At 51.6% G+C, this 26,328-nt stretch carries 20 protein-coding genes, 1 tRNA gene and 1 other RNA gene; 6 read left to right on the top strand and 16 right to left on the bottom strand.

Annotated features, from left to right (window positions below; all coding sequences use genetic code 11):
- Nucleotides 1-4 precede the first annotated feature (4 nt).
- The 4 genes from bcsB to bcsR are packed head-to-tail and all read right to left on the bottom strand — an operon-like array spanning nt 5 to nt 5,922.
- The gene (gene bcsB, locus WC5_RS13960) at nt 5-2,344 is read right to left on the bottom strand and encodes a cellulose biosynthesis cyclic di-GMP-binding regulatory protein BcsB (protein WP_024192197.1); all 2,340 of its coding nucleotides are present in this window, start codon (nt 2,342-2,344) and stop codon (nt 5-7) included.
- A 10-nt stretch (nt 2,345-2,354) separates the two neighbouring features.
- Nucleotides 2,355-4,973, bottom strand: a complete 2,619-nt coding sequence (gene bcsA / locus WC5_RS13965; RefSeq protein WP_000025927.1) for a UDP-forming cellulose synthase catalytic subunit — start codon at nt 4,971-4,973, stop codon at nt 2,355-2,357.
- A complete protein-coding gene (gene bcsQ, locus WC5_RS13970; RefSeq protein WP_000279495.1) occupies nt 4,970-5,722 on the bottom strand; it encodes a cellulose biosynthesis protein BcsQ in 753 nt (250 codons plus the stop codon). The genes bcsA and bcsQ overlap by 4 nt, the downstream gene beginning before the upstream one ends.
- Before the next feature lie 11 nt (nt 5,723-5,733).
- Nucleotides 5,734-5,922 (bottom strand): cellulose biosynthesis protein BcsR, encoded by a 189-nt coding sequence (gene bcsR / locus WC5_RS13975; RefSeq protein WP_001063311.1) that lies wholly within the window; start codon nt 5,920-5,922, stop codon nt 5,734-5,736.
- A 258-nt stretch (nt 5,923-6,180) separates the two neighbouring features.
- Between bcsR and bcsE the strand changes: the two genes are divergently transcribed.
- Genes bcsE through bcsG form a run of 3 tightly spaced genes read left to right on the top strand, consistent with a single transcriptional unit; the run spans nt 6,181 to nt 9,616 of the window.
- Nucleotides 6,181-7,752 (top strand): cellulose biosynthesis c-di-GMP-binding protein BcsE, encoded by a 1,572-nt coding sequence (bcsE, locus tag WC5_RS13980; RefSeq protein ID WP_001205752.1) that lies wholly within the window; start codon nt 6,181-6,183, stop codon nt 7,750-7,752.
- Nucleotides 7,749-7,940, top strand: a complete 192-nt coding sequence (bcsF, locus tag WC5_RS13985; RefSeq protein ID WP_000988301.1) for a cellulose biosynthesis protein BcsF — start codon at nt 7,749-7,751, stop codon at nt 7,938-7,940. Before bcsE ends, bcsF begins: the two co-directional genes overlap by 4 nt.
- The gene (gene bcsG / locus WC5_RS13990; protein WP_000191630.1) at nt 7,937-9,616 is read left to right on the top strand and encodes a cellulose biosynthesis protein BcsG; all 1,680 of its coding nucleotides are present in this window, start codon (nt 7,937-7,939) and stop codon (nt 9,614-9,616) included. The genes bcsF and bcsG overlap by 4 nt, the downstream gene beginning before the upstream one ends.
- A gap of 86 nt (nt 9,617-9,702) precedes the next feature.
- Here the strand turns inward: bcsG and WC5_RS13995 are convergent, their stop codons facing one another.
- Nucleotides 9,703-9,810: a type I toxin-antitoxin system toxin Ldr family protein gene (locus WC5_RS13995; RefSeq protein WP_000170974.1), complete on the bottom strand. Its 108-nt coding sequence runs from the start codon at nt 9,808-9,810 to the stop codon at nt 9,703-9,705.
- A 480-nt stretch (nt 9,811-10,290) separates the two neighbouring features.
- On the opposite strand from WC5_RS13995, the gene WC5_RS14000 reads away from it, so the two are divergent.
- On the top strand, nt 10,291-11,562 hold the full coding sequence (locus WC5_RS14000; protein WP_001153784.1) for an SLC5/6 family protein: 1,272 nt from the start codon (nt 10,291-10,293) through the stop codon (nt 11,560-11,562).
- A gap of 29 nt (nt 11,563-11,591) precedes the next feature.
- Here WC5_RS14000 and dppF read toward each other — a convergent pair whose 3' ends face one another.
- The 10 genes from dppF to WC5_RS14045 form a co-directional block, all read right to left on the bottom strand.
- Complete coding sequence (gene dppF / locus WC5_RS14005; protein WP_000107036.1) at nt 11,592-12,596, bottom strand: dipeptide ABC transporter ATP-binding subunit DppF; 1,005 nt, start codon at nt 12,594-12,596, stop codon at nt 11,592-11,594.
- The gene (dppD, locus tag WC5_RS14010) at nt 12,593-13,576 is read right to left on the bottom strand and encodes a dipeptide ABC transporter ATP-binding protein (protein WP_001196445.1); all 984 of its coding nucleotides are present in this window, start codon (nt 13,574-13,576) and stop codon (nt 12,593-12,595) included. The genes dppF and dppD overlap by 4 nt, the downstream gene beginning before the upstream one ends.
- A 10-nt stretch (nt 13,577-13,586) precedes the next feature.
- A complete protein-coding gene (gene dppC / locus WC5_RS14015; protein WP_000084683.1) occupies nt 13,587-14,489 on the bottom strand; it encodes a dipeptide ABC transporter permease DppC in 903 nt (300 codons plus the stop codon).
- A gap of 9 nt (nt 14,490-14,498) precedes the next feature.
- A complete protein-coding gene (gene dppB / locus WC5_RS14020) occupies nt 14,499-15,518 on the bottom strand; it encodes a dipeptide ABC transporter permease DppB (RefSeq protein WP_000938857.1) in 1,020 nt (339 codons plus the stop codon).
- A 307-nt stretch (nt 15,519-15,825) separates the two neighbouring features.
- Nucleotides 15,826-17,433, bottom strand: coding sequence for a dipeptide ABC transporter substrate-binding protein DppA (gene dppA, locus WC5_RS14025; RefSeq protein WP_001222867.1), 1,608 nt, complete (start codon nt 17,431-17,433; stop codon nt 15,826-15,828).
- A gap of 831 nt (nt 17,434-18,264) precedes the next feature.
- A non-coding RNA gene (locus WC5_RS23815) (RtT sRNA) lies at nt 18,265-18,399 on the bottom strand.
- 33 nt (nt 18,400-18,432) lie between these two features.
- Nucleotides 18,433-18,509 (bottom strand) — tRNA-Pro (locus WC5_RS14030).
- 91 nt (nt 18,510-18,600) lie between these two features.
- Nucleotides 18,601-20,292: a kdo(2)-lipid A phosphoethanolamine 7''-transferase gene (eptB, locus tag WC5_RS14035; RefSeq protein ID WP_001269271.1), complete on the bottom strand. Its 1,692-nt coding sequence runs from the start codon at nt 20,290-20,292 to the stop codon at nt 18,601-18,603.
- Between the two features lie 341 nt (nt 20,293-20,633).
- Complete coding sequence (locus WC5_RS14040; protein WP_000189031.1) at nt 20,634-21,836, bottom strand: L-lactate MFS transporter; 1,203 nt, start codon at nt 21,834-21,836, stop codon at nt 20,634-20,636.
- A 228-nt stretch (nt 21,837-22,064) separates the two neighbouring features.
- Entirely contained in the window at nt 22,065-22,763 is a 699-nt protein-coding gene (locus WC5_RS14045; RefSeq protein ID WP_000584409.1) for an autotransporter outer membrane beta-barrel domain-containing protein, read from the bottom strand.
- Between the two features lie 157 nt (nt 22,764-22,920).
- Between WC5_RS14045 and tag the strand changes: the two genes are divergently transcribed.
- Complete coding sequence (gene tag / locus WC5_RS14050; protein WP_016231536.1) at nt 22,921-23,484, top strand: DNA-3-methyladenine glycosylase I; 564 nt, start codon at nt 22,921-22,923, stop codon at nt 23,482-23,484.
- On the top strand, nt 23,481-23,921 hold the full coding sequence (locus tag WC5_RS14055) for an N-acetyltransferase (protein WP_000617463.1): 441 nt from the start codon (nt 23,481-23,483) through the stop codon (nt 23,919-23,921). The genes tag and WC5_RS14055 overlap by 4 nt, the downstream gene beginning before the upstream one ends.
- Here WC5_RS14055 and bisC read toward each other — a convergent pair.
- Nucleotides 23,890-26,223, bottom strand: coding sequence for a biotin sulfoxide reductase (bisC, locus tag WC5_RS14060; protein WP_010349683.1), 2,334 nt, complete (start codon nt 26,221-26,223; stop codon nt 23,890-23,892). The genes WC5_RS14055 and bisC overlap by 32 nt on opposite strands.
- Nucleotides 26,224-26,328 lie beyond the last annotated feature (105 nt).

Below are 26,328 nucleotides of genomic sequence, written 5' to 3'. Positions count from 1 at the left end.
TCAATTACTCATTATCCGGGTTAAGACGACGACGGCTGATGATACGCAGCAGACGCCACAGTACCCAGGCCAGCAACACCACGCTGATTGCCGCCAGCACCGCCAACAGAATCGGGTGATTAGCCAGTGCATACCACAAACGTTCGAACCACGGCAGATGTCCAACGTAATAGATGTCGCCGACACGCAAACTGTTAACGCCAGATTCACGGATCACGGCTACCGAGCCGAACATGGTGGCGCGTTTGCCGCTATCGTTCACCGCATCGTTAAGCATTTCGTAACCGCGCGGACTGTCAGCCAGGAGAGCAATCACGCTGCGCTGGTCGTTATACGGTGACTGGAAGCCAATCACCGCTGCCATCGCGCCGGAAGAGGTCAGCGTTGACTGAGTTTCTGCCGCGCGGTCGTTTTCGTCCGGCACAATGCCGGGGAATGGCGTCTGGCGCATTGGCGTTTTCACCCAGCTTTCGGTGGCCTGTACCAGCATGTCAATCTGCTTGTCGTCTTTTAATTTGTCCGGGATACCACCGACGATCATGATGTCGGCATCTTTACCCTGAATGGTGCTGCCATCATCGGTCACGGTCAGGTTAATCGCCGGGAAGCCCGTCTGCGCGCCGATAAAGCCAACGGTATTTAGCAGCGTTTCCATCTGTGCTTCGTTGGGCGCTTTCGGCATTACGGTGATGGTTTGCGATAAATCCGCCATCCGGCTGAACGGGAAACCCGCATTGGCAAACGCGCGCAGATCCGGCATCGGGATGAAGTGGTAATACTTCGAGAAGTCGATGGTAGAGTCGTCGCCAATCACCACATGGTTCTGCACCGGCTGGAAGGTAATACAGTTATCCACCGATCCGCCCGGCATCGGGTTCATGTACTCAAAGTCGAAGCGCAGCTGGTTGGTCGCCCCCAGCTTCAACGCCGGAATAGAGACATCCGTTTTGCCGTCCAGCAAACCTTGTAATACCGGAATACGCAGCAGCAGGCGGTTCGCCTCCTGTTTGCTACTCAGGTTAAATGATTGCAGGAACTGGTTGTTCAGGCTGATATCCATCCGCGAGCTGTCTTTCACCGGCGGCATGGTGTAGCGATAGTTGATATCCATATCAATACCGGTACTGCGCATCAGGTAGAGATCTGGCGGCAGATTTAGCGAAACGTTAATCGCTGCTGGTTCCAGACCGCTGGACTGTAACTGCTCTTCATAGGTTTTTAGTTCGCCAAAGGTGACAGGACGATCGGTACGCACCCAGTTCGGTGCATCGTATGGCTTACGCGGCAGCAGCGGTTTGACTTCATTCACCACTACGCTATCGCCACGGAACAAAATATTGCCCTGGGCGATACCTTTCGCTGCCTGCAACAGGTCTTTGTCGTCACGACCAAACACGACCAGCAGTTTGACGTAAGGATTTTCCGGGTGGTTGATCATCTCAATCACCGGGGCTTTTACCGCCGGATGATCGCGCAGGAAGTCCGGGCGTTTGTCGTTAGTCGCAAAAACAATCGCATTGCGATCGGGAAGCTGGTTATAGAGTACCGGGAAGTTCTGCCCACGCCAGCCGGAACGGGAACCAAACCACGAGGCAACAATGGCGGAAGCCTGTTGCAGAGCAACATCCGGCGCGCCCGCAAAGACCATCGGCAAGGTGTTAGCACGGTTATCGCGTGGGTCAAAGAACGGAATCGGGAAGTGCGACAGGTCATTCTTCACATTCAGTGATTGATACGTCAGATCCAGTCCACTACTGCGCCCGACATCCAGCCAAAGTGTAGTGCTGGCTGGGTTTTCGCACACATCCTGATAATGACCGACAAACTCCAGCCGCACGCGGTTGAAGTCGGTAATAAACAGCGGGTTAATCGGCATTTGCGCCAGCGTCTTTTTGCCCAACTGCTCTTTAGTCACTGGCAGCACGCCCATCAGTTCATCATTGAGATAAACTTTTAACTGCGACTGAACTGGCAGCAATGACGGCGATGGCGTGTATTCGAGATTGAGCATCGCCTTCGTCACCACTTCGTCGCTGCGCATACCAAACTCAATGCTGCCGTTCGGGTTGATACCACGCAGCACCATGCTGCCCGGCGGCGGCGCGATTTGCGCAAAGGTCAGCTTCACATCACGCGAAGAGCCGTTCTGCGCGACGACTGGCGCATCCGCTCCCTGCACGCCCGGCATCACCTGCCCCACCTGCGGATTTTGTTCCGTCTGGGCAGGAACAACTGGCTCAGCATTGATCAGTGGTTGCGTTGCTGGCGTCGCCTGCGTCATAAAAGAGGGGAATGCGCTCATCCCCATTGCCACTGCACAAATCCAGAATAGTTTTCTTTTCATCGCGTTATCATCATTGTTGAGCCAAAGCCTGATCCGATGGTTGTACCGTTTCGCTCCGCTCCGGGCGGCGCGGAATGAACGAAACAACCCAGGAAACCAGAGAAGTCAGCGCACGGAAAATACCCTTCACTGAAGAAGGTGCAAATTCCGCCAGATGGCGGTAGCCACGGAAGCCGAGCTTCAGAATATCCAGCAGACTTTCCAGCGGCTTATCTTCCGGGTAGCTGTCCTGCCAGAGCGCCCATGTATCCGCACGGGCAAACGTACACTGCACAAAATCGATATGTTGCTGGGTGGTGAGCGGCATCAATTGCAGCCCGACTTCGTTACCCATCACGCGTGCCACCTGGGTCGGGAAGACGTATTCCTGTTGACCGCGTTTGAGCAGCAGATTCACTTTCTGCCCTTCGAGGATCTGCGCCTGACCGTGGATTTTGATCCCCAGTCCACCGTCGGAGAAGTCCTGAACCGTGCAGGAGAAAAGGTGACCATCTTCGCGGGCAATTGCCGCTGGCATCGTCATCTCAACACGATGCGAACGACGAACCTGTTTACTTTCAACCGATACCGCTACCGCGCCGCCGAGAATAATCAGGTTGTAGAACACCCACACCATACTGACGACCACGGTGAGCATCTCGGTTGGCGGACCATAGAAGTAACGCCAGATGCCAACAGCGACACCAACCAGGTTGAGCAGCACGAGGAAGATGTACGGTCTCGAGATCACCCAGTCGACGTACTCTTCTTCCACCAGTCCACCTTTGGCGGTGACGTTAAATTTGCCTTTGTGCGGGTTAATCAGCGCCACCAGCGTCGGTGGTGCGATATACCATGCCAGCACTGTTTCGTAGATTTCACTCCAGAATGAGTGGCGATATTTGCCCTGAATCTTCGAGTTAGTCAGGCTGGCGTGGATCATGTGCGGCAGCACAAACAGGGCGATCATCAACGCAGGTGCGTAGATGATATAGGCATGAAGCAGCAGGAACGCCAGCGGCGCAGTCAGGAAGATCAGCCGTGGAATGCCCGACAAGAAATGGAACATGGCGTTGACGTAGCACAGCCGTTGCGCGAACTTCAGCCCTTTACCGGTGAGCGGGTTATCAAGGCGGAAGATTTGCACCATCCCGCGCGCCCAGCGAATACGCTGACCGATATGCGCTGACAGACTTTCGGTCGCCAGCCCCGCCGCCTGCGGAATGCGCATATACGCGGAGGTGTAGCCACGACGGTGCAAACGCAAAGAAGTGTGCGCATCTTCAGTTACCGTTTCGACGGCAATACCGCCAATCTCATCCAGCGGTTTACGGCGGATCACCGCACAAGAACCGCAGAAGAAAGTGGCATCCCACATATCGTTGCCATCCTGCACCAGACCGTAGAACAGCGTGCCTTCGTTCGGCGTTTTACGAAAACGCCCCAGGTTGCGTTCAAACGGGTCCGGCGAGAAGAAGTGGTGCGGCGTCTGCATCATCGCCAGTTGTTTTTCTTTCAGGAACCAACCCATGGTCATTTGCAGGAACGAGCGCGTTGGCACGTGGTCGCAGTCGAAAATCGACACAAACTCGCCTTTGGCATATTTAAGCGCATTGTTGATATTGCCCGCTTTCGCATGTTCATGAGTGGTACGGGCGATATATTTCACCCCTACGTTTTGTGCAAACTGGCGAAACTCCTCCCTGCCACCGTCATCGAGGATCCAGATATTTAGCTTATCTTTCGGCCAGTCGATACCCAGCGAGGCATAGATAGTGTTTTTCACCACGCTGAGATCTTCGTTGTACGTCGGCACAAAAATATCCACCGACGGCCACAGCGACATATCTTTCGGCAACGGCACTGGCTGACGATTCAACGGCCATACGACCTGGAAGTAGCCGAGCACCAGCACAATCCATGCGTAAGTTTCAGCGAACAGCAGAATTAAACCGCACACCAGACTGACCGGATCATCCCAGTTCAGCGTGGAGGTGTAGCGCCACCAGATATAACGGCAAGAGACGGTCAGCGACAGCACAATCAGCATCAGTGCAGAGAAGCGTCCCGGCATTCGCCGTACCATTAATGCCACACCCCACAGCAACATCAGGAAGATAAACTGCGACAGCGGGTTAAACGGCTGGGTGACGCAAATCAGCGCCAGAATCAGCGAGAATGTCACAATGATGCCAAGAATAAAACGCCGCGCTCCGGCGCTCAGATGTCCCAGCTCTTTTTTCTCATCAAGATGTTGCGTGTTATGGCTGAAGCGAGCCGGCAATTCATCCATCCATTGATGATAACGCCCACGAATATTCTGCAAGCGTGAAAACGACCGCCAGCGCGGTTTCGGCGTTTCTCTGCGCGAAGCACTGATCAGCAACCAGCAGGTCTGGATGACATAGCGCACAGGATCCAACGGACGCGGGCGCGAGGCGTTGATATGAGGGAACAGGATTTTATGTTGCGCACGAATACGCTGCCAGCGCGGGTGCTCCAGCGGAATAAAAATCCAGGCAAGGATCAGCCAGAAACAGCCGAGCGTCGCGCTGAAAGGCGACGCGCCATGACGACGATATTCCCGATAACGCCCAATAAGACGTGCGTTAACCGGCGGGATAAGCAACCACCGGGTCAGGATACTCATGATGCGCTCCCGACTGGCGTTTTCAGCCCGGAATAGTTCAACAGACACCAGTTCGCCAGCGTCAGAATTTCTTCTGCCGCCAACGCATCGCTACGGTATTCGCCCAACGGTTGTTTCGCCGCCAGACATTCAGCCATCGCTTCATCACGATGGATCAACATTGGCAACAAGCGCCGCTGGCTTTGCAACCATAGCTGATAAATATCGTCCTGAACCTGGCTGCCTACACGAAAATCATTAATCAAAATATGCGCGCCAGCGGGCAGTGCCTGCTGATGCAGCCGAATATGACAGTTAGCATCCACGTTGACGATTGCCAAGGTGTGATCGCACAGGCTCATGATTTGATGCGTTATCTGCGAGGCGTCGCGTGGTAAATCGATCAAAATCCATTGATAACGCCCGCTGGTCTTTAGTTGCTGAATACCGCTACAAATCTCGCCCAGCCGTGTTTGCCAGTGCTGGGGATTTTCGTGTTCTTCGAGAGTCAGTTGACCAAAGGGCAGCAGATCGAGCTGCGAGGTATAGCGTAGCCCGGCATCACGCCAGTCCTGGCCATCCAGCATGGCTCTTGCCCAGCCCTGGCGGTGAGAAAAATCAACGTTGAATGACAGGCGCAGCAAATTGTCCGGGCAGGCATCCACCAGCAGGACATTTTCTCCCAACATTTGCAATGACCAGCCTAACGCGGCGGTAATCGTTGTCGTCCCCACGCCACCCCGCATCCCCTGCAATCCCAGAACGGCCATTCACCACACCCCTACTTTTTTTGCGCAAACTCAGCCAGCAACGGCCAACGTTTTAATGCCGCAGCCAACTGCTCTCGTTGGGAAATATCGGCATAATCAATATCAGGCAGTGAAAAAGCCTGTTTTAACGCCAAAATATCATTCTGGAAGATATAGCCTATCGCGGGATCAGGCAGAATATCGGGTTCGTTGTTATTCATTATGGTTGATCCCTATAAAATAAACATATTACACAGCAAGACAATTTCGCCGCTTTATTGCTTATGGCAGCACAGAAACCCGCTCATTTTTTGACTTTCCGTTACGCAACAGAAAAACTAAAAAACGAAAAGGCTGATATCACAAGGTTTCTGGCCTGTTAAATTGATTCACATGCTAAATCTGATAAGTTTTAATTTCAATGGTAGGTTTATTTCTTAGCTTTCGCTAGTAAACTGATAATCAGACAAAATGGCGACTTGAGGGACACTGTGGACCCCGTATTCTCTATCGGTATCTCATCCTTATGGGATGAGCTGCGACATATGCCAGCAGGCGGCGTCTGGTGGTTTAACGTCGATCGTCAAGAAGATGCTATTAGCCTGGTGAATCAAACGATGGCTTCTCAAGCTGAAACCGCGCAAGTCGCGGTCATTAGCATGGATAGCGATCCCGAGAAAATTTTCAAATTAGATGATTCTCAAGGACCAGAAAAAATAAAATTATTTTCAATGCTAAATCATGAAAAAGGTCTATACTATTTGCCCCGTGATTTACAATGTTCAGTTGTTCCCAATAATTACCTGTTCATTCTTGTTTGCGCAAATAACGCATGGCAAAACATTCCTGCCGAGCGCCTTCGCCTATGGCTGGAAAAAATGAATAAATGGTGCAGGCTAAACCATTGTTCACTGCTGGTAATTAATCCCGGAAATAATAACGATAAACAATTTTCATTGTTACTGGAGGAGTACCGTTCGCTTTTTGGACTTGCCAGTTTGCGTTTTCAGGGCGATCAGCATCTGCTGGATATTGCTTTTTGGTGTAACGAAAAAGGCGTCAGCGCCCGTCAGCAACTGACCGTCCAGCATCAAAATGGCGTCTGGGCGTTAGTTCAGCGCGAAGAGGCGGAGATCCAACCACGCAGCGATGAAAAACGTATTCTCAGTAATATTGCCGTACTGGAAGGCGCGCCACCGCTATCGGAACACTGGAAGCTATTCGACAATAACGAAACGCTGTTCAATGAAGCGCGTACCTCTCAGGCCGCGACGGTCGTGTTCTCTTTGCAGCAAAATGGGCAAATTGAACCGCTGGCCCGCAGTATTCATACATTGCGTCGCCAGCGTGGTAGCGCGTTGAAAATTCTCGTGCGGGAAAATATTGCCAGCCTGCGCGCCACCGACGAACGTTTACTGTTGGCCTGCGGCGCAAATATGGTTATTCCATGGAACGCCCCGCTCTCTCGCTGTCTGACAATGATTGAAAGCGTGCAGGGACAGAAGTTCAGCCGCTATGTACCGGAAGATATCACCACGCTGTTGTCGATGACTCAGCCGATTAAACTGCGGGGGTTCCAGAAGTGGGATGTATTCTGTGACGCGGTCAATAATATGATGAATAACACCCTGTTACCCGCTCACGGGAAAGGCGTTCTGGTGGCTTTGCGCCCGGTGCCTGGCATTCGCGTTGAACAAGCTCTGACGCTGTGTCGCCCTAATCGTACCGGCGATATTATGACGATTGGCGGCAATCGACTGGTGCTGTTCCTCTCTTTCTGCCGGATTAACGATCTGGATACCGCATTGAATCATATTTTCCCACTACCTACTGGCGACATTTTCTCTAACCGCATGGTCTGGTTTGAAGATGACCAAATCAGCGCCGAGCTGGTGCAAATGCGTTTACTCGCCCCGGAACAATGGGGGATGCCGCTGCCTTTAACGCAGGGTTCCACGCCAGTCATCAATGCCGAACACGATGGTCGCAACTGGCGACGCATACCTGAACCACTGCGATTATTGGATGATGCTGTGGAGCGTTCATCATGATGACCATCAGCGATATCATTGAAATTATTATCGTTTGCGCACTGATATTTTTCCCGCTGGGCTATCTGGCGCGGCATTCTCTGCGGCGTATTCGTGACACTTTGCGTTTGTTATTTGCTAAACCTCGTTATGTAAAACCGGCCGGTACATTACGCCGTGCGGAAAAAGCCAGGGCAATCAAAAAATGACTCAATTTACCCAAAACACCGCTATGCCTTCTTCCCTCTGGCAATACTGGCGCGGCCTTTCTGGCTGGAACTTATATTTTCTGGTCAAATTTGGCCTGTTATGGGCGGGATATCTTAACTTCCATCCGCTGCTTAACCTGGTGTTTGCCGCGTTCCTGCTAATGCCTATTCCGCGCTATAGCCTGCACCGTCTACGCCACTGGATAGCCCTGCCAATCGGTTTTGCATTGTTCTGGCACGACACCTGGCTGCCAGGCCCGGAAAGTATCATGAGTCAGGGTTCGCAAGTGGCTGGTTTCAGTAGCGATTATTTAATCGACCTCGTTACTCGCTTTATTAACTGGCAGATGATCGGAGCCATTTTTGTATTGTTAGTGGCGTGGTTGTTCCTGTCACAATGGATTCGTATCACCATATTTGTCGTCGCTATTCTGGTATGGTTGAACGTACTTACGCTGGCTGGACCAAGTTTCTCCCTGTGGCCAGCCGGTCAACCGACCACGACGGTGACAACGACGGGCGGTAATGCAGCGGCAACGGTCGCAGCCGCAGGAGGTACGCCGGTGGTGGGTGATATGCCTGCGCAAACCGCGCCGCCGACAACGGCGAATCTTAATGCATGGCTGAATAATTTCTATAACGCCGAAGCGAAACGTAAATCGACCTTCCCATCCGCGCTTCCGGCAGATGCACAGCCATTTGAATTGCTGGTCATCAACATCTGCTCACTCTCCTGGTCGGACATTGAGGCTGCCGGGTTAATGTCGCATCCGTTATGGTCGCATTTCGATATAGAGTTCAAGAAATTCAACTCTGCGACCTCATACAGCGGCCCAGCGGCGATTCGTCTGCTGCGCGCCAGTTGTGGGCAAACTTCGCACACCAATCTGTATCAACCAGCCAATAATGACTGCTATCTGTTCGATAACTTGTCAAAACTGGGCTTTACCCAGCATCTGATGATGGGGCATAACGGTCAATTCGGCGGCTTCCTGAAAGAAGTGCGCGAAAATGGCGGTATGCAGACAGAATTGATGGATCAAACGAATCTACCGGTTATTTTGCTGGGCTTTGATGGTTCGCCAGTTTATGACGATACCGCCGTACTTAACCGCTGGCTGGAAGTTACTGAAAAAGATAAAAACTCCCGTAGCGCCACGTTCTACAACACGCTCCCTCTGCATGATGGCAACCATTATCCTGGCGTCAGTAAAACAGCGGACTATAAAGCGCGGGCGCAGAAGTTCTTTGATGAACTGGATGCATTCTTTACCGAGCTGGAGAAATCTGACCGTAAAGTAATGGTGGTGGTCGTGCCAGAACACGGCGGCGCGCTGAAAGGCGACAGAATGCAGGTATCTGGCCTACGTGATATCCCTAGTCCATCAATTACTGATGTCCCCGTTGGCGTGAAATTCTTCGGCATGAAGGCACCACATCAGGGGGCTCCGATTGTCATCGACCAACCAAGCAGTTTCCTGGCAATTTCTGATCTGGTTGTTCGCGTTCTCGATGGTAAAATTTTCACCGAAGACAATGTTGACTGGAAAAAACTCACCAGCGGATTGCCACAAACAGCACCGGTATCCGAGAACTCAAACGCGGTGGTGATTCAATATCAGGATAAACCGTACGTTCGCCTGAACGGCGGCGATTGGGTGCCATACCCGCAGTAAACGCGAAAAAGGCCGCAGAGTTTTACCCCTGCGGCCTGGTCCGGGCGCAAATTGCCATTACGGCAGCCTGACGCCCGCACGACACGTTACTTCCGCTTATTCAGCCAGCTCACGATCAGGCTGGCGAGAATGCCAGCAATGACCGGAGCCGCTAAATCGTGCCAGAAGGCCATGCCTAACTGCGCGAGCGTCATATAGCCGCCTGTGTTGTAATGACAACGTTTCGCGGCTATTCTTGAATGGTCTAGATGCAAGAATGGCCCCCGTGATGTTGTCAGGTATATACCTGCAACGTGCGGGGGTTTTCTCTCTCCAGCAACCAATGCCACCAGGGATAAAGCCCCCGCAACATTGCGCCTCACCGGAACCCTCCGGCTTGCGGCAGATTCTACTGACGCTTTCTGCCCCTGGCACCTGCCTGTTTTTCACTTTGCGCGATACATTCCAGCTTATTTTCATGTTTGCAGAATTTTCACTTTACGCATTACCCGCGATCTGACACCAGGCTGGTAGTGAAATGCGCAATTTTGTAGAATTGCGCTCCTCGCGATTCTCCCCGGTGAATCCGTTGCCTCATTCTTAGCACACTGCGTATTCGACTTCTCCGCCTGTTGCGCAAGAGAAACGGGGGATAACCATCTTTGCGGGGCTGACTTCTTTCTGGACAGGACTTTATGCAGGACAACACATTACAACTACGCGATCAAAAATTACCATTTACGCGATATGACTTCGGCTGGGTTTTATTATGCATAGGAATGGCAATTGGTGCCGGAACGGTGCTGATGCCAGTACAAATTGGGCTAAAGGGAATTTGGGTATTTATTACCGCCGCCATTATTGCTTATCCGGCAACCTGGGTAGTGCAGGATATTTATTTAAAGACACTATCTGAAAGTGACTCCTGTAATGACTACACCGATATTATCAGTCATTACCTGGGGAAGAACTGGGGAATATTTCTCGGCGTTATCTACTTTTTGATGATTATCCACGGAATTTTTATCTATTCCCTCTCCGTGGTTTTCGACAGCGCCTCGTACCTGAAAACCTTCGGTTTAACCGATGCTGATCTTTCTCAATCTCTATTTTATAAAGTCGCCATTTTCGCCGTACTGGTGGCGATTGCGTCTGGTGGTGAACGATTACTGTTTAAGATTTCTGGGCCAATGGTGGTGGTCAAAGTAGGGATTATTGTCGTGTTCGGTTTTGCGATGATCCCGCACTGGAATTTCGCCAATATAACCGCCTTCCCGCAAGCCTCCGTCTTTTTCCGCGATGTCCTGCTTACCATTCCATTTTGCTTCTTTTCTGCGGTATTTATTCAGGTACTTAACCCAATGAATATTGCCTATCGTAAACGGGAAGCGGATAAAGTACTGGCAACCCGGCTCGCGCTGCGTACCCACCGAATTAGTTATATCACGCTCATCGCGGTGATCCTGTTTTTTGCCTTTTCGTTTACCTTCTCAATTAGCCACGAAGAAGCCGTTTCTGCCTTTGAACAAAATATCTCGGCACTGGCACTGGCGGCGCAGGTGATCCCTGGGCATATCATTCATATCACCTCTACGGTGCTGAATATCTTTGCCGTACTGACCGCATTCTTTGGCATTTACCTCGGTTTCCACGAGGCCATTAAAGGCATTATTCTCAATCTGTTAAGCCGAATTATTGATACCCAAAAAATTAACTCGCACATGCTGACTCTGGCAATTTGCGCTTTTATCGTCATTACGTTGACGATTTGGGTTTCATTTCGGGTATCGGTGCTGGTGTTCTTTCAGATGGGAAGTCCGTTGTATGGCATTGTGTCGTGCCTCATTCCGTTTTTCCTGATCTCTAAAGTCACACAACTGGAAAAACTTCGCGGGTTTAAAGCCTGGCTGATTCTCTTTTACGGCATTTTGCTGTGCTTGTCGCCACTGTTGAAGTTGATTGAGTAAACCGGAGCGCATGGCCCCGGTTTTGTGAGTTAACGCTGCGGATTTTCATCCTGATCAACAGCAAAACAAGCTACCAGTTGACCGCCGTAGTCTTTTAGCTGCGGCTGCAACTGGGTGCAGGGGCCGAAGCGCCGACGACAGCGGGCGTTGAAGGCGCAACCCGGCGGTGGATTCAGCGGGCTTGGCAGTTCACCGGTGAGCTTGATGCGCTCGCGGCGATCGTCCGGATTCAGGCGCGGCGTCGCGGAAAGTAGCGCCTGAGTGTACGGATGGCGCGGGTTATTGAAGATTTGGTCTTTCGTTCCCTTCTCCACGCAGCGGCCCAGGTACATCACCATCACTTCATCAGCAATGTGCTCCACCACCGACAGGTCGTGGGAGATAAAGACATAAGAAAGCCCCAGTTCCTGCTGCAAATCCATCATTAGATTCAGCACCTGCGCACGCACTGAGACGTCCAGCGCAGAAACCGGCTCATCGGCAATCACCACATCCGGGTCGAGCATCAGACCTCGGGCAATGGCGATACGCTGACGCTGACCGCCGGAGAACATGTGCGGATAGCGGTCGTAATGCTCGGTTTTCAGGCCGACTTTCGCCATCATCGACAGGGCTTTTTCCCGACGCTGTTCTTTGCTTAAGCTGGTGTTAATAAGCAGCGGCTCTTCGAGAATTTGCCCAACTTTTTTACGCGGATTCAGCGAACCGTAAGGGTTCTGAAAGACAATCTGGATTTTCTGCCGACGCAGCTTCTGCGCCTGCGGATCGTGCTTAAGCAGATCCTGCCCCTGGTAATACAGCTCGCCGCCGGTGGGCGTTTCAATCATCGTCAGCAACCGACCGAGGGTCGATTTACCGCAGCCAGATTCGCCCACTACTGCCAGCGTTTTGCCACGTTCAAGGTTAAACGAAACACCATCCAGCGCCTTCACCAGACGTTCCGGTGCGAACATACCTTTCTTCACCGGATAATGTTTTTTCAGGTCGATAGCCTGCAACAGCGGTTGTTGCGAGGTGGCCTCTTGCGTACTCATAGTGTGGGCCTCCCGGCATCATCAAGTGGGTAATGGCATTTGGACTGACGCCCGTCAGCGAGCATATTCAGCGCCGGTTCTTCGGCGCGGCATTTGTCAGTCGCGTAGGGGCAGCGCGGATTAAGCAGGCAGCCGTTCGGGCGGTCGTACTTGCCGGGAACCACGCCAGGCAACGACGCCAGACGTTCTTTGTCCTGAGCAAATTCCGGCAGCGCACGCAGCAATGCCTGAGTATACGGATGACGCGGCGCACGGAAGATGGCGTGAGCATCACCCGTTTCCACCACCTGACCTGCATACATCACGATGATTTTATGTGCCGCTTCCGCCACCAGCGCCAGGTCATGGGTAATTAACACCAGCGCCATATTCTCTTTCTGCTGTAGCTCCAGCAGCAGTTCGATGATTTGCGCCTGAATGGTCACGTCCAGCGCGGTGGTCGGTTCATCCGCAATCAGCAGTTTTGGCCGACAGGCAATTGCCATCGCGATCATTACACGCTGGCTCATGCCGCCGGAAAGCTGATGCGGGTAAACATCCAGACGCGACGCCGGATCGGGAATGCCGACCTGATTCAGCAGGTCAATTGCCCGCTGACGGCGGGTACTTTTGTTACCGCCCTGATGCACCTTAATCGCTTCCATAATCTGGAAACCCACCGTGTAGCACGGGTTGAGACTGGTCATCGGGTCCTGGAAGATCATCGCCACTTCGGCACCCACCAGATTGCGGCGCTCTTTTTCCGAGATACGCTGCAAATCCTGGCCGTTAAATTCCAGCTTTTCCGCCATCACGCGACCCGGATAATCAATCAGCCCCATAATCGCCAGTGAACTGACCGATTTACCCGAACCGGATTCACCCACAATCCCGACCACTTCGCCCTGTTTCACGCTGTAGCTGATGCGGTCTACGGCGCGGAATGGTGCGCTTTCGTCACCGAAATGCACCGATAATTTATCTATATTTAATAACGCCATCTCGAACCTCTTACTGCTTCAGTTTGGGATCGAGCGCGTCACGCAGACCGTCACCCATCAGGTTAAATGCCAGCACCGTCAGCAGGATCGCCAGACCAGGGAAGGTCACGACCCACCAGGCGCTTTGCGCGAACTGCAACACGTCGGAGAGCATCGTGCCCCACTCCGGCGTTGGCGGTTGCGCCCCCATGCCGAGGAAACCAAGAGCAGCCATATCGAGAATGGCGTTAGAGAAACCGAGCGACGCCTGGACAATCAGCGGCGCAAGGCAGTTGGGAAGAATATTGATAAACATCTGCCGCAGCGCCCCGGCTCCCGCAACGCGGGAAGCGGTCACGTAGTCGCGGTTCACCTCCACCAGCACGGCGGCGCGGGTTAAGCGGACATAGTGCGGCAAGGCAACGAAGGTCAGCGCCAGCGCGGCGTTACCAATCGACGGGCCGAAGATAGCCACCAGCACCAGCGCCAGCAGCAGGCTTGGCAGCGCCAGCATGATATCGACCACGCGCATGATGATGTTATCGACCAGGCCGCCGAAGTAGCCGGCGATCAGGCCGAGAATAACGCCCATAATCAGCGATAACACCACCACCAGACAACCGACCAGCAGCGACAAGCGTGCGCCGTACATCAGGCGCGACATCACATCACGACCGACGTCATCAGTGCCCAGCAAGTGCGCCATGCTGCCGCCTTCCTGCCAGGCTGGCGGGGCGAGCAGCGCATCGCGGAACTGTTCCGCCGGGTTATAGGGTGCAATCCAGTTGGCAAAGATCGCGATAAACAGCACGATGACGACATAAACCAGTCCGACGACCGCGCCTTTGTTGCGTTTAAAATAGTGCCAGAACTCCTGTAAAGGGGTCATCGGCACCGGTGCAGTAATCACTTTATTTTCAGTAACCTGTGACATGATGTTCCCTTACTTCTTATGACGAATACGCGGGTTCACCACGCCGTACAGCAGATCAACCAGCAGGTTGACGAGGATAATCATCGTCGCCACCAGCAATACGCCGCCCTGCACCACCGGATAATCGCGGCGTTGCAGCGCGTCAATCAACCAGCGCCCCAGACCGGGCCACGAGAAGATGGTTTCGGTCAGAATCGCCCCCGCCAGCAGCGTCCCGACCTGTAGGCCAATAACGGTTACCACCGGCAGCATGGCGTTACGCAACGCATGGACGATAATCACCCGCATCCGGGTCAATCCCTTGGCACGCGCGGTGCGGATGTAATCCTCGCCCAGCACTTCCAGCATCGAGGAGCGTGTCATACGCACAATGACCGCTAGCGGAATTGTGCCCAGCACCATCGCAGGTAAGATCATATGGGCGACGGCATCGATAAAGTTGCCGTCTTCACCCCAGATGGCGGTGTCAATCAGCATAAAACCGGTTAACGGATTGGAATCATCGAGGAACACCATATCGCTCACGCGACCGGAGACGGGCGTCAGGTTCCAGTGCACCGAAACCAGCATGATCAGCATCATGCCCCACCAGAAGATTGGCATTGAGTAACCGGTCAGCGCCAGACCAACCGCCGTGTGATCGAAAATGGAACCACGTTTAACCGCAGCCAGCACACCAACCGGAATGCCGACTGCCGTAGCAAAAATCATCGCGCAGACGCCAAGTTCCAGCGTGGCCTGGAAGCGCGGCACGAACTCTTCCCAAACCGGGATGCGGCTTTTCATCGAAATGCCTAAATCACCGTGCATAACGCCCCAAATATAGTGGAGGTACTGCTGCCACATCGGTTTATCTAAACCGAGTTCAGCCAGCAGCTGTGCGTGACGCTCTGGGGAGATCCCACGTTCGCCCGCCATGATCATCACCGGATCGCCGGGGATCATGTGGACAAAGGCAAAAGTGAGAAGGGTAATACCGATAAACGTGGGGATGACGAGTCCCAAACGTCGGAGAATAAACTGCAACATAACCCGGATTCTCTATAGTGACCCGCAGCCTGGAACTGCGTGTCTGTATTGCTCACCAATCAATTCCCGCCCGTGCCGGACAGGGAATGAAGTATTGCTGCCGGATGGCGTTGCACTTAGAGGCACAGCGCCACCGGGTATGCAGATTGTTGACAAAGTGCGCTTTGTTCATGCCGGATGCGGTGTAAACGCCTTATCCGACCTACAAAATCGTGCAAACTCAATACATTGCAGAATTTTCGTAGGCCTGATAAGCGGAGCGCATCAGGCAGTTTTGCCTTTGCCATCAGTCTTGTATGACTTTTAATTATTCGATAGAGACGTTTTCGAAGTGATGTTTGCCTAATGGATCAACCACATAGCCTTTAACTTCTTTGCGTACCGGTTCAAACACGGTGGAGTGAGCGATGATCAGTGCCGGAGCCTGATCGTGCATCACCACCTGTGCTTGTTTGTACAGTTCAACGCGCTTGTTGTGGTCGTCGGTGGCACGCGCCGGTTGAATCAGATCTTCAAACGGTTTGTAGCACCATTTTGAGTAGTTGGAGCCTTGTTCAGAGGCGGCACAGCTGAACAGGGTGGCGAAGAAGTTATCCGGATCCCCGTTGTCGCCAGTCCAGCCCATCATTACCGTCTGATGCTCGCCATCTTTCGCGCGCTTGAGGTACTCACCCCATTCGTAGGTGACGATTTTGGCCTGCACGCCGACTTTCGCCCAGTCCGCCTGAATCATCTCCGCCATGCGGCGAGCATTCGGGTTATATGGACGTTGTACCGGCATCGCCCACAGGTCGATGGAGAAACCTTTTTCCAGACCGGCTTCTTTCAGCAAGGCTTTCGCTTTTTCAGGATCATAGGTGTAATCCTGAACGTCGTCGTTATAGCCCCACATGGTTGGCGGGATCAGGTTTTTCGCTGCTACACCCGCGCCCTGATAAACCGCTTTGATGATCGCGTCTTTGTTCACCGCGTAGGTCAGAGCCTGGCGAACTTTCACATCATCCAGTGGTTTTTTCTGCACGTTATACGAGAGATAACCGACGTTCAGCCCCGGCATTTCCATCAGGTTGATGGATTTATCCTGCTTCATGCGGGCAATATCTGCCGGGTTCGGGTACGGCATCACCTGGCATTCATTTTTCTGCAATTTCGCGTAACGCACGGAAGCGTCAGGAGTAATAGAGAAGACCAGCGTGTCGATCTGCGGTTTGGTGCCCCAGTAGCCATCAAACGCTTTGTAGCGAATACGGGAATCTTTTTGATACTGCTGTAACTGGAACGGGCCGGTGCCGATCGGGTTGAGGTCCAGTTTTTCCGGCGTACCGGCTTTCATCATCGCGTCAGCATATTCTTTTGACAGAATAGAGGCGAAGTCCATTGCCAGGTCAGCGAGGAACGGCGCTTCCGGGCGAGTCAGCACGAACTGAACGGTGTTATCGTCCACCTTTTTCACTTCGCTGATCAACTCCGGCAAGCCCATGCCTTCGAAGTATTCGTAGCTGCCGCCAGAGACTTTATGGTATGGGTTTTGCGCGTTTTTCTGACGATCAAACGAGAACACCACGTCATCGGCGTTCAGTTCGCGCGTCGGTTTGAATTCTTTATTGTCATGCCACTTCACACCTTTACGCAGATGGAAGGTATAGGTTTTACCGTCTTCGCTGATTTCCCACTTTTCAGCGAGGCCCGGGATCACTTCGGTGGTGCCGATTTTAAATTCAACCAGGCGGTTATAAAGCGGTACGGAAGAGGCGTCATAGGTGGTGCCGGAGGTAAACAGCTGCGGGTTAAACCCTTCTGGCGAACCTTCTGAGCAATAAACCAGAGTTTTAGCCTGAACACTTGCTGCGACGGTCATAGCCACCAGGCTGAGACCAAGCTTCAGCATCCCTGACTTTTTCAAGGAAATACGCATTATTCTGCTCCAATTGTGATGTTTGTTGTTTTAACCCTTTGCAGTGGGTTGTCGCTGCCTGACCTTTTTTGTTTTTTACCCGGTCGGGTCAACGTTATGAGGTGGGGATGCCGTACTAATTAACATCAGTGTAACAGTGCGGATCCTCCATAAAATGCCCCTCGTGACCTACAATCTGTCAACAGAATGTGAAAACGTCAATACAGCCAACCGGGATTTACACCAACGGTGAGAATCCACAAACAAAGATTAAAAAAACTTCAAACCGCTATTTGCAGCAGAGAAATTTGTGCTACTCCAACATAACCAGAACAATCAGCTTAATATTTAGCAACAATTGGTGATTAAGTTTTATGCATTTAATGAAAAAAATCTGAGGGAAAGGTGGATATCTGAGCGATTAATACCATGAACGCTAAAACGCACAGCGGAAAATGCCAGCGCCAGTCATAAGTAACGCAAAAAAAGATTTAAGCAAATATAAAAAAAGACAATGGATTCTGTCACAAATCCGTTAATGGATAGTGAGATGTGGGGCGCAAATTTGGCAGGGAAATGTGTGGTGTGTAGGTTGGATAAAGCGGTCGCGCCGCATCCGACAATGGGCTGGCACATTTGCCTGATGCGACGCTGGCGCGTCTTATCAGGCCTACCGGAAGAGATGCAATTTATTGAATTAGTACAACCCTGTAGGTCGGATAAGGCGTTCACGCCGCATCCGACAATGGGCTGGCACATTTGTCTGATGCGACGCTGCTGCGTCTTATCAGGCCTGGGTTCGAGCGGGCACAGATGCAAAAAAGCCTGCTCGTTGAGCAGGCTTTTCGAATTTGGTCGGTGCCAGAGGATTACTCGCCACTTCGTGGCTCGCCCTGCGGGCCGTTGCTGGCGCAACGTTCTCTCGCTTCGCTCGAGTCGAACCTCCCTGCCCCCGGAGGTTCTCATCCTCTTCAGGTTGCAGAAAGCAAAAAACCAGCCCGTAGGCTGGTTTTTCTAAATTGGTCGGTGATAGAGGATTCGAACCTCCGACCCCTTCGTCCCGAACGAAGTGCGCTACCAGGCTGCGCCAATCACCGAATGCGGGGCGCATCTTACTGCGCAGATACGCCCTCGTCAATCCCTTAATAGCAAAATGCCTTTTGATCGGCGAGAAAGTCAGCAGGCCGTTTAGTTAGCCACAACGGTCTTCGCTTGCGGGATGTGACACCAGTTGTTGTTTTCGTTAATTCCACCATCCGGTGAAGTATAGCCGAGACAGCCCATGATGGTGTCGTACAGCTCTACGTGACGGCGCGGTACTTTCATATCGGCTTCTTTTTTCAACTGCGCGAATGCCTGCGCATTGGCCGGATTTTCCAGATATTTATCTGACATCCAGACCATCATCGGTACGCGGAACTGCTCCGGTGGTGCATATTCGCGTGGTGTACCATGCAAGTGCTCACGCTCGTTAATCGACTCACCGTGGTCCGCTGCATAGAAAATAATGGCCTTCTTATCGCGGAATCTGTCGATCACCGAGTCGATAAAATGATCTACGTAGGTAATGGAGTTATCGTATGAGTTAATCATCGGCGCTCTTGGACATTTGCGATCAATTGCATAACACTCTGGCTTCCACTGGGCAAACTCACGTGGATAACGCTGAGTATAGTTGTAGTGCGACCCTTTGGTATGCAGCACAATCAGATGCTTACCTTCTGGTTTTTTCTCCAGAGAACGTTCAATTTCATTAACCAGCAACATGTCGTCTACCGCTTTCCCACGGTTACGTGGCTCAGCCGCGATTTGCTCACGGTAGGCAATGTTGTCAGCCATGGTATTGCTGTAGAACCACATCTCGCTCTGCATGGCGTACAAATCAGAGCTAAAACCCAACTGCTTGAGAACCGCAAATACGTTCTGCTCTTTGAGCGTACGTTGAGGGTTATCTTCCGTTCCGCCCTCACGAACAAACATACAGCGTAGTGATAATTTAGTCGCGGTATCGCAAGAATAACCACGGTACATCACCAGATTTTTCTCTTTCGCCAGCTTCGGCGTGGTATCACGCTCGTAACCCAGCATCCCCATATGATCCCAACGCGTGGTTTCACCAATAATGAAAATCACATAGGTGTCGTCGAGATTTTGCGTCGGGGTATAGGTGAATTTTTTCGCCGGATTCATCAACGAACGATTGTCAGAAGATTCATCCACTTGTGCCCAGGCGTACAGACCCAGCGCAGAAAGCCAGTTCGAGGGTAAATAAGAGTTCGCCAGCACCCCGCCATAACTTGGCATATCCACCCCAGCCATGCGGTCTGCACGCTTTTGTGCTACATCCATAAGACGGATTGGGCCCCATACCAGCAAGCCTGCTAACAGCACAGTAAGCGCGCTACGCCAGCGTGTTTTCGGGGTACAAAGCTGACGCCAGAAGGTGTCTTGTGAGCGGTTCATCCAGATAAAGAGCAACGGGATAATACTCACCAGTACAACCCATGCGATAAGTGTCCAGCCAACCACTTCTTTCGACAGGTCGATGTCGGTGGTCATCACCGAAGCGACAATCCCGTAGCCAATCATGACGTTCATAAATGTCATGTAGTAACTGGCTCCGGCAGAAATCAGCACCAGCAATGAAGCCAGCACTTTCCAGGCCGTTCTGCCAAAGAGTGAAATTAAGCGTAAAAAGAAGAAGGTTGCCAGAACCGTCCCTGCCAGTTCGATAACCGCCGAGACACCATTAAGAAAAGTGAAGTTATGCGCGTAACCATCAAACCGACGGAAATAGACTGCGCAATTCATAAACAAACCAATATAGACAGCGAGCAAAAAGCTTAGCTTTTGCTGCGTTATCGTTTTGATATATCTCATGCAAACAAACCCTGGAAAAACAGGTGATAACACCCTGCATAATGGCCTTTCAAGCCAGGCAAGGGAAAAGTGCGAAGGTCGTCAGATAAGGAAAATCTGCACACGCTGATAAGTAGACCACAGCAAAGGGAAAAAGTGTGGGGAAAGAGTGTGCGTGAAGCACAAATTTACAAAAATACAAGTATGAAAGGAGACTTTCATTAATTGAACACTTAAAAGGGCCAGCTAACTGGCCCCGACTTTATCAATGACTCATCCTGAATTGTTTTGATACATTGGCTCATTCACGGTGAAAAATGTGCCACTCTATCTCAGGACGAGACTGAAACCAGTCGCCAAACTTAACCATGCACCTCACGAAACGCTCTGAGTCCTGGTTGGCGAATAGTCGTAGAAAGTGCCAGAGACAGAATCAGCAGGGCGAAAATCACGTAGAAGGTCACATAGAAACCGCCAAACAGTGAGGCAATAATCGAGCCGCAAATACTACCAATACCGAAACCGAGGTAAATTACACCGTAGTTTTTCGCCAGATTATTAAGTCCAAAGAACTCGCTGACCAGTGACGGGAACACCGTGATTGTACCGCCGAAGTTAAAGGCCACGCAGGCAATCGCTGCGAAGAACGTTAACGCATTGAGTGGAGCAAACAGTAGTGCCGCCATGCCCACCAGCGAAACTACCTGTCCAATGGTGATGACCCGAATACGAGCAATTTTGTCAGACAGAATACCCAACACCAGACGACCAGAAAGGTTAGCAATAGAAATAACCGTCACTGCATTGGCTGCGGAAATTGCATCAAGATGCGCCAGACTCTGGGCGATATCTTTCGCCACCCCAATTACATACAGACCGCTCATGCAGGCAGTCAGGAACATCACCGCTAACATCCAGTATTGTGGTTTTCGCATCGACTCTGCCAGAGTGAAATCATTTTCCACCACACCATTATGGGTTTTGACTGCCTGTTTCGGCGCATCTTTCATTAAGGTCGCACCAAAAACAATCATCACCAGCGCAATCGCCCCCCAAATTATAAAGGTTTTTTCCAGACCGACCGTTTCCAGCAGTTGCGTGTCGATAAATTTGAACCCCAGGCTACCCAGGCCATAGGAACCAATAGCGAATGCGGAGATCAAACCTTTACGTTCCGGGAACCACTTCACGCAGTTAGAGAGCGTCAGCAAGTAACCCGCTCCATCTGCCAGACCGACCAGCACACCGGCACTCAGCCACAGCATCATCAGGTTGTTGGAATGCGCGGTCAGGAAGAAGCCTAATCCCAGCAAAATACCGGAAGCCATAGTGACGCGTTTAACGCCAAAACGTTCCTGTAATTTTCCCGCGACAGAAGAAGAAATTGCCAGTCCCAGACTCAACAGGCCAAAAGAAAATGCCACCTGGCTTACCGGTGCATCTAGTTTGGCGGAAAGTGCACCGTTAAACAGGCTCCAGGTATAAACCGACCCCAGGGCAAACTGGGTAATAATAGTACCGATAAGCGTCAGCCAGCGCGTACGTTGATAGTTGGAAGGTGTCATGGCAGTGTTCCTGCATTAATAAAAAGGAAAGGTCTCTGCCGACAACCATATCGAAGTGCACTTTATGCCAGGGGAAAAACGGCATGAAATGCCATCAGAACGGAATGAAATGCCTTAGTTCAGGAATGAATGACGTGACAAATATTCACCGCAATAATAATTATGTCAGTTAGTACCCACTATCAGCACAATGATTGTTATACACGGCCTTGAATTGTAAATGACAAGTTAAAATCTGGCGCTAACGCCCATGCTATACAAATAATCATTATTATTGTTGCTGTTTTCTGCCTGAGATAACGCGGCATAAGCGGCAATATTTGGATTAAGCAACATATCGGCTCCCACCGTCACATCAAGCCAGTTGCCGTTCTGATTTGTCGCCGTCATGCGGCTCAGGCCTGATTGAGCCTTCCAGATATTCTCGCCAAATTGCTGGTTATAGCTGATTTGCGCCCAGGGACGAAAATCACCAAGCCGGGAATCAACACGCCAGCCTAATGTACTGACGCTGGCATGCCATAACGGATCGGTCAATGTTGCAGTGCTGTCGCCAAACTCGTTATACATCGAATTGGTCGTACCATCATAATGCAATGCGGCGACTGGGCCTGTTGTAACATGTTCATATAAAGGGAAATTCCAGCCCATACTCATACTGCTGGTCACATCCACAGGCGTATCCTCCGCCAGATTGACTTCCAGTCCCAGCGCCCTTTGGCTACTTTGAATACGTTGCGACAAAATATCATTGTAATCAGGTTGGTGATCGCTATCCCAGGTATAACGCTCCGTAGTATGTCCAGGCTGCGTATCAACGATATATTCTTGTTGCCAGGCATAAGCTGTGTTGAGAAAAAGAGAACTGGTTACAACGCTCGCCAGCAAACTTAACGTCCAGTGGCCACCGCATTTTTTTATGATCATTAACACGACTCCAGGAAAGAGCCGAATTCGGCGATATTATTGTCATTGTATGAAGGATATCGGGCATATTAGCCCTGTATTAAATATTGACTTTTTCACCGATGCGTCAAGAGAAGCAGGTGAAATTTTTACGACCGGGTATATAACGAGGGAAAGTATGGAACGTTGCGGCTGGGTGAGTCAGGATCCACTTTATATTGCCTACCACGATAATGAGTGGGGCGTGCCTGAAACCGACAGTAAAAAACTGTTCGAAATGATCTGCTTTGAAGGACAACAGGCTGGGTTATCCTGGATTACCGTCCTCAAAAAACGTGAAAATTATCGCGCTTGTTTTCATCAGTTTGATCCCGTCAAGGTTGCGGCAATGGAGGAAGACGATATCGAAAGACTGGTACAGGATGCCGGGATTATTCGCCATCGTGGAAAAATCCAGGCCATTATCGGCAATGCGCGCGCTTACCTGCAAATGGAGCAAAACGGCGAACCGTTTGCCGACTTTGTCTGGTCGTTCGTAAACCACCAGCCACAAGTGACACAAGCCAGAACATTGAGCGAAATCCCTACTTCAACGCCCGCCTCCGACGCGCTCTCCAAGGCTCTGAAAAAACGCGGCTTTAAGTTTGTTGGCTCGACGATTTGTTACTCCTTTATGCAGGCATGTGGGCTGGTGAATGATCATGTGGTTAGCTGCTGTTGCCATCCGGAGAACAAAACATGATTCGGGAAGCGCAACGTTCGGAACTGCCCGCGATTCTGGAGTTATGGCTGGAAAGCACAAGCTGGGGACATCCCTTTATAGAAACAAGCTATTGGCGTGACTGCATTCCGCTGGTACGTGATGCATATCTTGCCAACGCGCAAAACTGGGTGTGGGAAGACGATGGTGAATTTCTCGGTTTTGTCAGCATTATGGAGGGACGATTTCTGGCAGCAATGTTCGTTGCACCGAAGGCCATCAGGCGCGGTATCGGTAAGGCGCTGATGCAATATGTACAGCAGCGCCATCCCCATTTGTTGCTGGAGGTTTATCAAAAAAACCAACCGGCGCTAGATTTTTACCATGCGCAGGGGTTTCATATTGTCGACTGCGCATGGCAGGAGGAAACCCAACTCCCTACCTGGATTATGGATTGGCAGGCGGATCAAACGCCGTAAGCGACAGCTTCGGGCCATTATATTTTTCCAGCCACGCCAGCGCCGTGTTACCCGCACAGCCATTCCCCAGCCGCGAGCTGGGAAGGTCTTTAGTTAGCACGTTAACCGCACCATTTTTACAAATGCCGCCAGCAGATAAATCCAGATCTGGCCATGCACCTTCGTGAATACAAATCACGCCTGGCTTAATACCTTCGCTAATGACTGCTCCGGCAAGGATTTGCCCGCGCGAGTTCCACACCCGAACTGTATCGCCATCTTGTATGCCGCGCGCCCGCGCATCCTCTGGGTGAATGGTGACAGGTTCACGATTTGCCACCGCATACAATTCGCGTAGAGAACTGTAATTCAGCTGACTGTGCAGACGATGTGCCGGGTGAGCAGAAAGTACCTGCAACTGTTCCGGTTCGGCATTGCCCTGCCACTCATCCGGCTCCAGCCACGTTGGATGTCCCGGACAATCCCGGTAACCATAATCCGCAATGCGCTGCGAGAATATTTCAATCTTGCCGCTGGCGGTTTTTAACGGATGAGCCTGCGGATCGCGGCAGAAATCGGCGAAGCGAATAAACCGCTCACTGTCTGGGTTTTCCGGCATCTCAATTAATTGGTTGGCTTCCCAAAATTCATCAAATGGCGGCAATTGTACCTGCTGACTTGCCCCACGCTGCCGGGCGACGTTATAAAACGTTTCCAGCCATTGCAGCTCACTTTTTCCTTCCGTAAATCGCGCATAACCGCCCTTTTCCCACCGTTCGCTTAATTCAGCAAAAACATCAAAATCATTACGTGCTTCATCACGCGGTGGCACCACTTGTTTCATCGGCACCAGATGCTGATTGCTGTAATCTCCGGTCATAGTGAGATCATTACGCTCAAACGAGGTGGTTGCAGGGAGGACAATATCGGCGTGTTTCGCCGCCGCCGTCCAGAAGCATTCAGATATCACCACCAGCTCTGGTTTTTGCCAGGCGCGGATCAAGCGGTTAGTATCCTGATGATGAGTAAAGTTGGCGCCGCCCGCCCACCAGATAAAACGAATATCCGGAAAATGTCGGTTCATGCCGTTGTGTTGATATGCGCCACCGGGGTTTTCTAATGCTTCAACGATACGGGCAACGGGGATTTTATCTACTGCATCGGTGCCGCCAGGCAAACTACTCTGCATGGAAGAGAGCACCGCAGCGCGGCGGGTCGGATTGCCGCCATTAGCAAAATGGTAAGAAAGGCCAAAACCGCCACCGGGTGTGCCGATTTGCCCCAACATTGCCGCCAGCGTGACGATCATCCAGTGTTTTTGCTCACCAAACTGCTGGCGCTGCATTCCCCATCCCGCCATCAGCATCGTAGTGTTTTGGTGGAAAATAGCCGCCAGCTCGCGAATTTTCTCCGCTGAAATGCCGCAAATCTCCGCCGCCCATTCGGCGGTTTTCGCTATTCCGTCGTTCTCACCCAGCAAATAAGAAGCGAAGATGTCATAACCCGTGGTGCAACGCGCCAGAAACGCCTCGTCGTGCCAGCCATTTTCCACCAGCGTATGGGCGATCCCCAGCATTAGCGCCACATCGGTGCCCATATGTGGCGCTATCCACTCCATTTTATCGCCAAAGAAATCGACGGTTTCCGATCGCATTGGATCAATGCAGATCAGCTTTTTCCCGCTATCACGCAATGCGGAAAAATAAGAAAGTCCCTGCTCATCAGACGCATTCCACGCAATTTTCAGCGTATTTAGAGGGTTAGCACTCCACAGCACCACCACATCGCTATGTTGCAGCACCAGCGGCCAGCTGGTCTGCTGCTGATAGACTTCGCTACCCCCCACGACATACGGCATGATCGCCTGTGCCGCGCCGGTCGAATAATCCCCCAGATGTCCGGTATAACCGCCTGCCAGCGCCATATAGCGTTGTAATAAAGTTGACGCTTTATGCAATACACCGTTTGAACGCCAGCCGTAGGAACCAGCAAAAATCGACTCCGGTCCATAAGCATCACGAATACGTTTATGTTGATGGTGGATGAGCTCCAGCGCCTCATCCCAACTCACGCGAACAAATTCATCCTGCCCACGAATGCCTTGTGGGGTTTCTGGAGACGCGAGAAAGCCTTTGCGCACCATTGGAAATCGCACCCGCGTATTGCTGTGAACCTGGTCGCGAACCGCGCTCTGCAAGGAGTTTTCCAGCTCTGTTGCTAACGCGCCACGCGAGCTAAACACGGTTTCGCCGTCGGTTTCAACCAGCATGGGTCCCCAGTGGGCGGCAGTAAGAACGGAATAACGTGAGGATGAATTGGCCAAACCGAAGGCTCCTGAAAGGTTAGATGTATTGAGCAGTTAAATATTACTTACAAATTTCCGAGTATTCCCAGGAATAATCTTCATGTTCACACGGCATAATCTCCC

The organism is Escherichia sp. KTE114 (assembly GCF_000407765.1).
Taxonomy (GTDB): Bacteria; Pseudomonadota; Gammaproteobacteria; order Enterobacterales; family Enterobacteriaceae; genus Escherichia; species Escherichia ruysiae.
The sequence above is the reverse complement of the archived record's forward strand: the minus strand, read 5'-3'. Positions and strand labels throughout refer to the sequence as shown.

Coding starts and splice junctions, on each gene's coding strand:
- dppA (WP_001222867.1), bottom strand. CDS start 17,433: ATGCGTATTTCCTTGAAAAAGTCAGGGATGCTGAAGCTTGGTCTCAGC.
- bcsR (WP_001063311.1), bottom strand. CDS start 5,922: ATGAATAACAACGAACCCGATATTCTGCCTGATCCCGCGATAGGCTAT.
- WC5_RS14040 (WP_000189031.1), bottom strand. CDS start 21,836: ATGACACCTTCCAACTATCAACGTACGCGCTGGCTGACGCTTATCGGT.
- WC5_RS14055 (WP_000617463.1), top strand. CDS start 23,481: ATGATTCGGGAAGCGCAACGTTCGGAACTGCCCGCGATTCTGGAGTTA.
- dppC (WP_000084683.1), bottom strand. CDS start 14,489: ATGTCACAGGTTACTGAAAATAAAGTGATTACTGCACCGGTGCCGATG.
- eptB (WP_001269271.1), bottom strand. CDS start 20,292: ATGAGATATATCAAAACGATAACGCAGCAAAAGCTAAGCTTTTTGCTC.
- bcsG (WP_000191630.1), top strand. CDS start 7,937: ATGACTCAATTTACCCAAAACACCGCTATGCCTTCTTCCCTCTGGCAA.
- dppB (WP_000938857.1), bottom strand. CDS start 15,518: ATGTTGCAGTTTATTCTCCGACGTTTGGGACTCGTCATCCCCACGTTT.
- dppD (WP_001196445.1), bottom strand. CDS start 13,576: ATGGCGTTATTAAATATAGATAAATTATCGGTGCATTTCGGTGACGAA.
- tag (WP_016231536.1), top strand. CDS start 22,921: ATGGAACGTTGCGGCTGGGTGAGTCAGGATCCACTTTATATTGCCTAC.
- bcsA (WP_000025927.1), bottom strand. CDS start 4,973: ATGAGTATCCTGACCCGGTGGTTGCTTATCCCGCCGGTTAACGCACGT.
- WC5_RS13995 (WP_000170974.1), bottom strand. CDS start 9,810: ATGACGCTCGCGCAGTTAGGCATGGCCTTCTGGCACGATTTAGCGGCT.
- bcsB (WP_024192197.1), bottom strand. CDS start 2,344: ATGAAAAGAAAACTATTCTGGATTTGTGCAGTGGCAATGGGGATGAGC.
- bcsQ (WP_000279495.1), bottom strand. CDS start 5,722: ATGGCCGTTCTGGGATTGCAGGGGATGCGGGGTGGCGTGGGGACGACA.
- bcsF (WP_000988301.1), top strand. CDS start 7,749: ATGATGACCATCAGCGATATCATTGAAATTATTATCGTTTGCGCACTG.
- dppF (WP_000107036.1), bottom strand. CDS start 12,596: ATGAGTACGCAAGAGGCCACCTCGCAACAACCGCTGTTGCAGGCTATC.
- WC5_RS14000 (WP_001153784.1), top strand. CDS start 10,291: ATGCAGGACAACACATTACAACTACGCGATCAAAAATTACCATTTACG.
- WC5_RS14045 (WP_000584409.1), bottom strand. CDS start 22,763: ATGATCATAAAAAAATGCGGTGGCCACTGGACGTTAAGTTTGCTGGCG.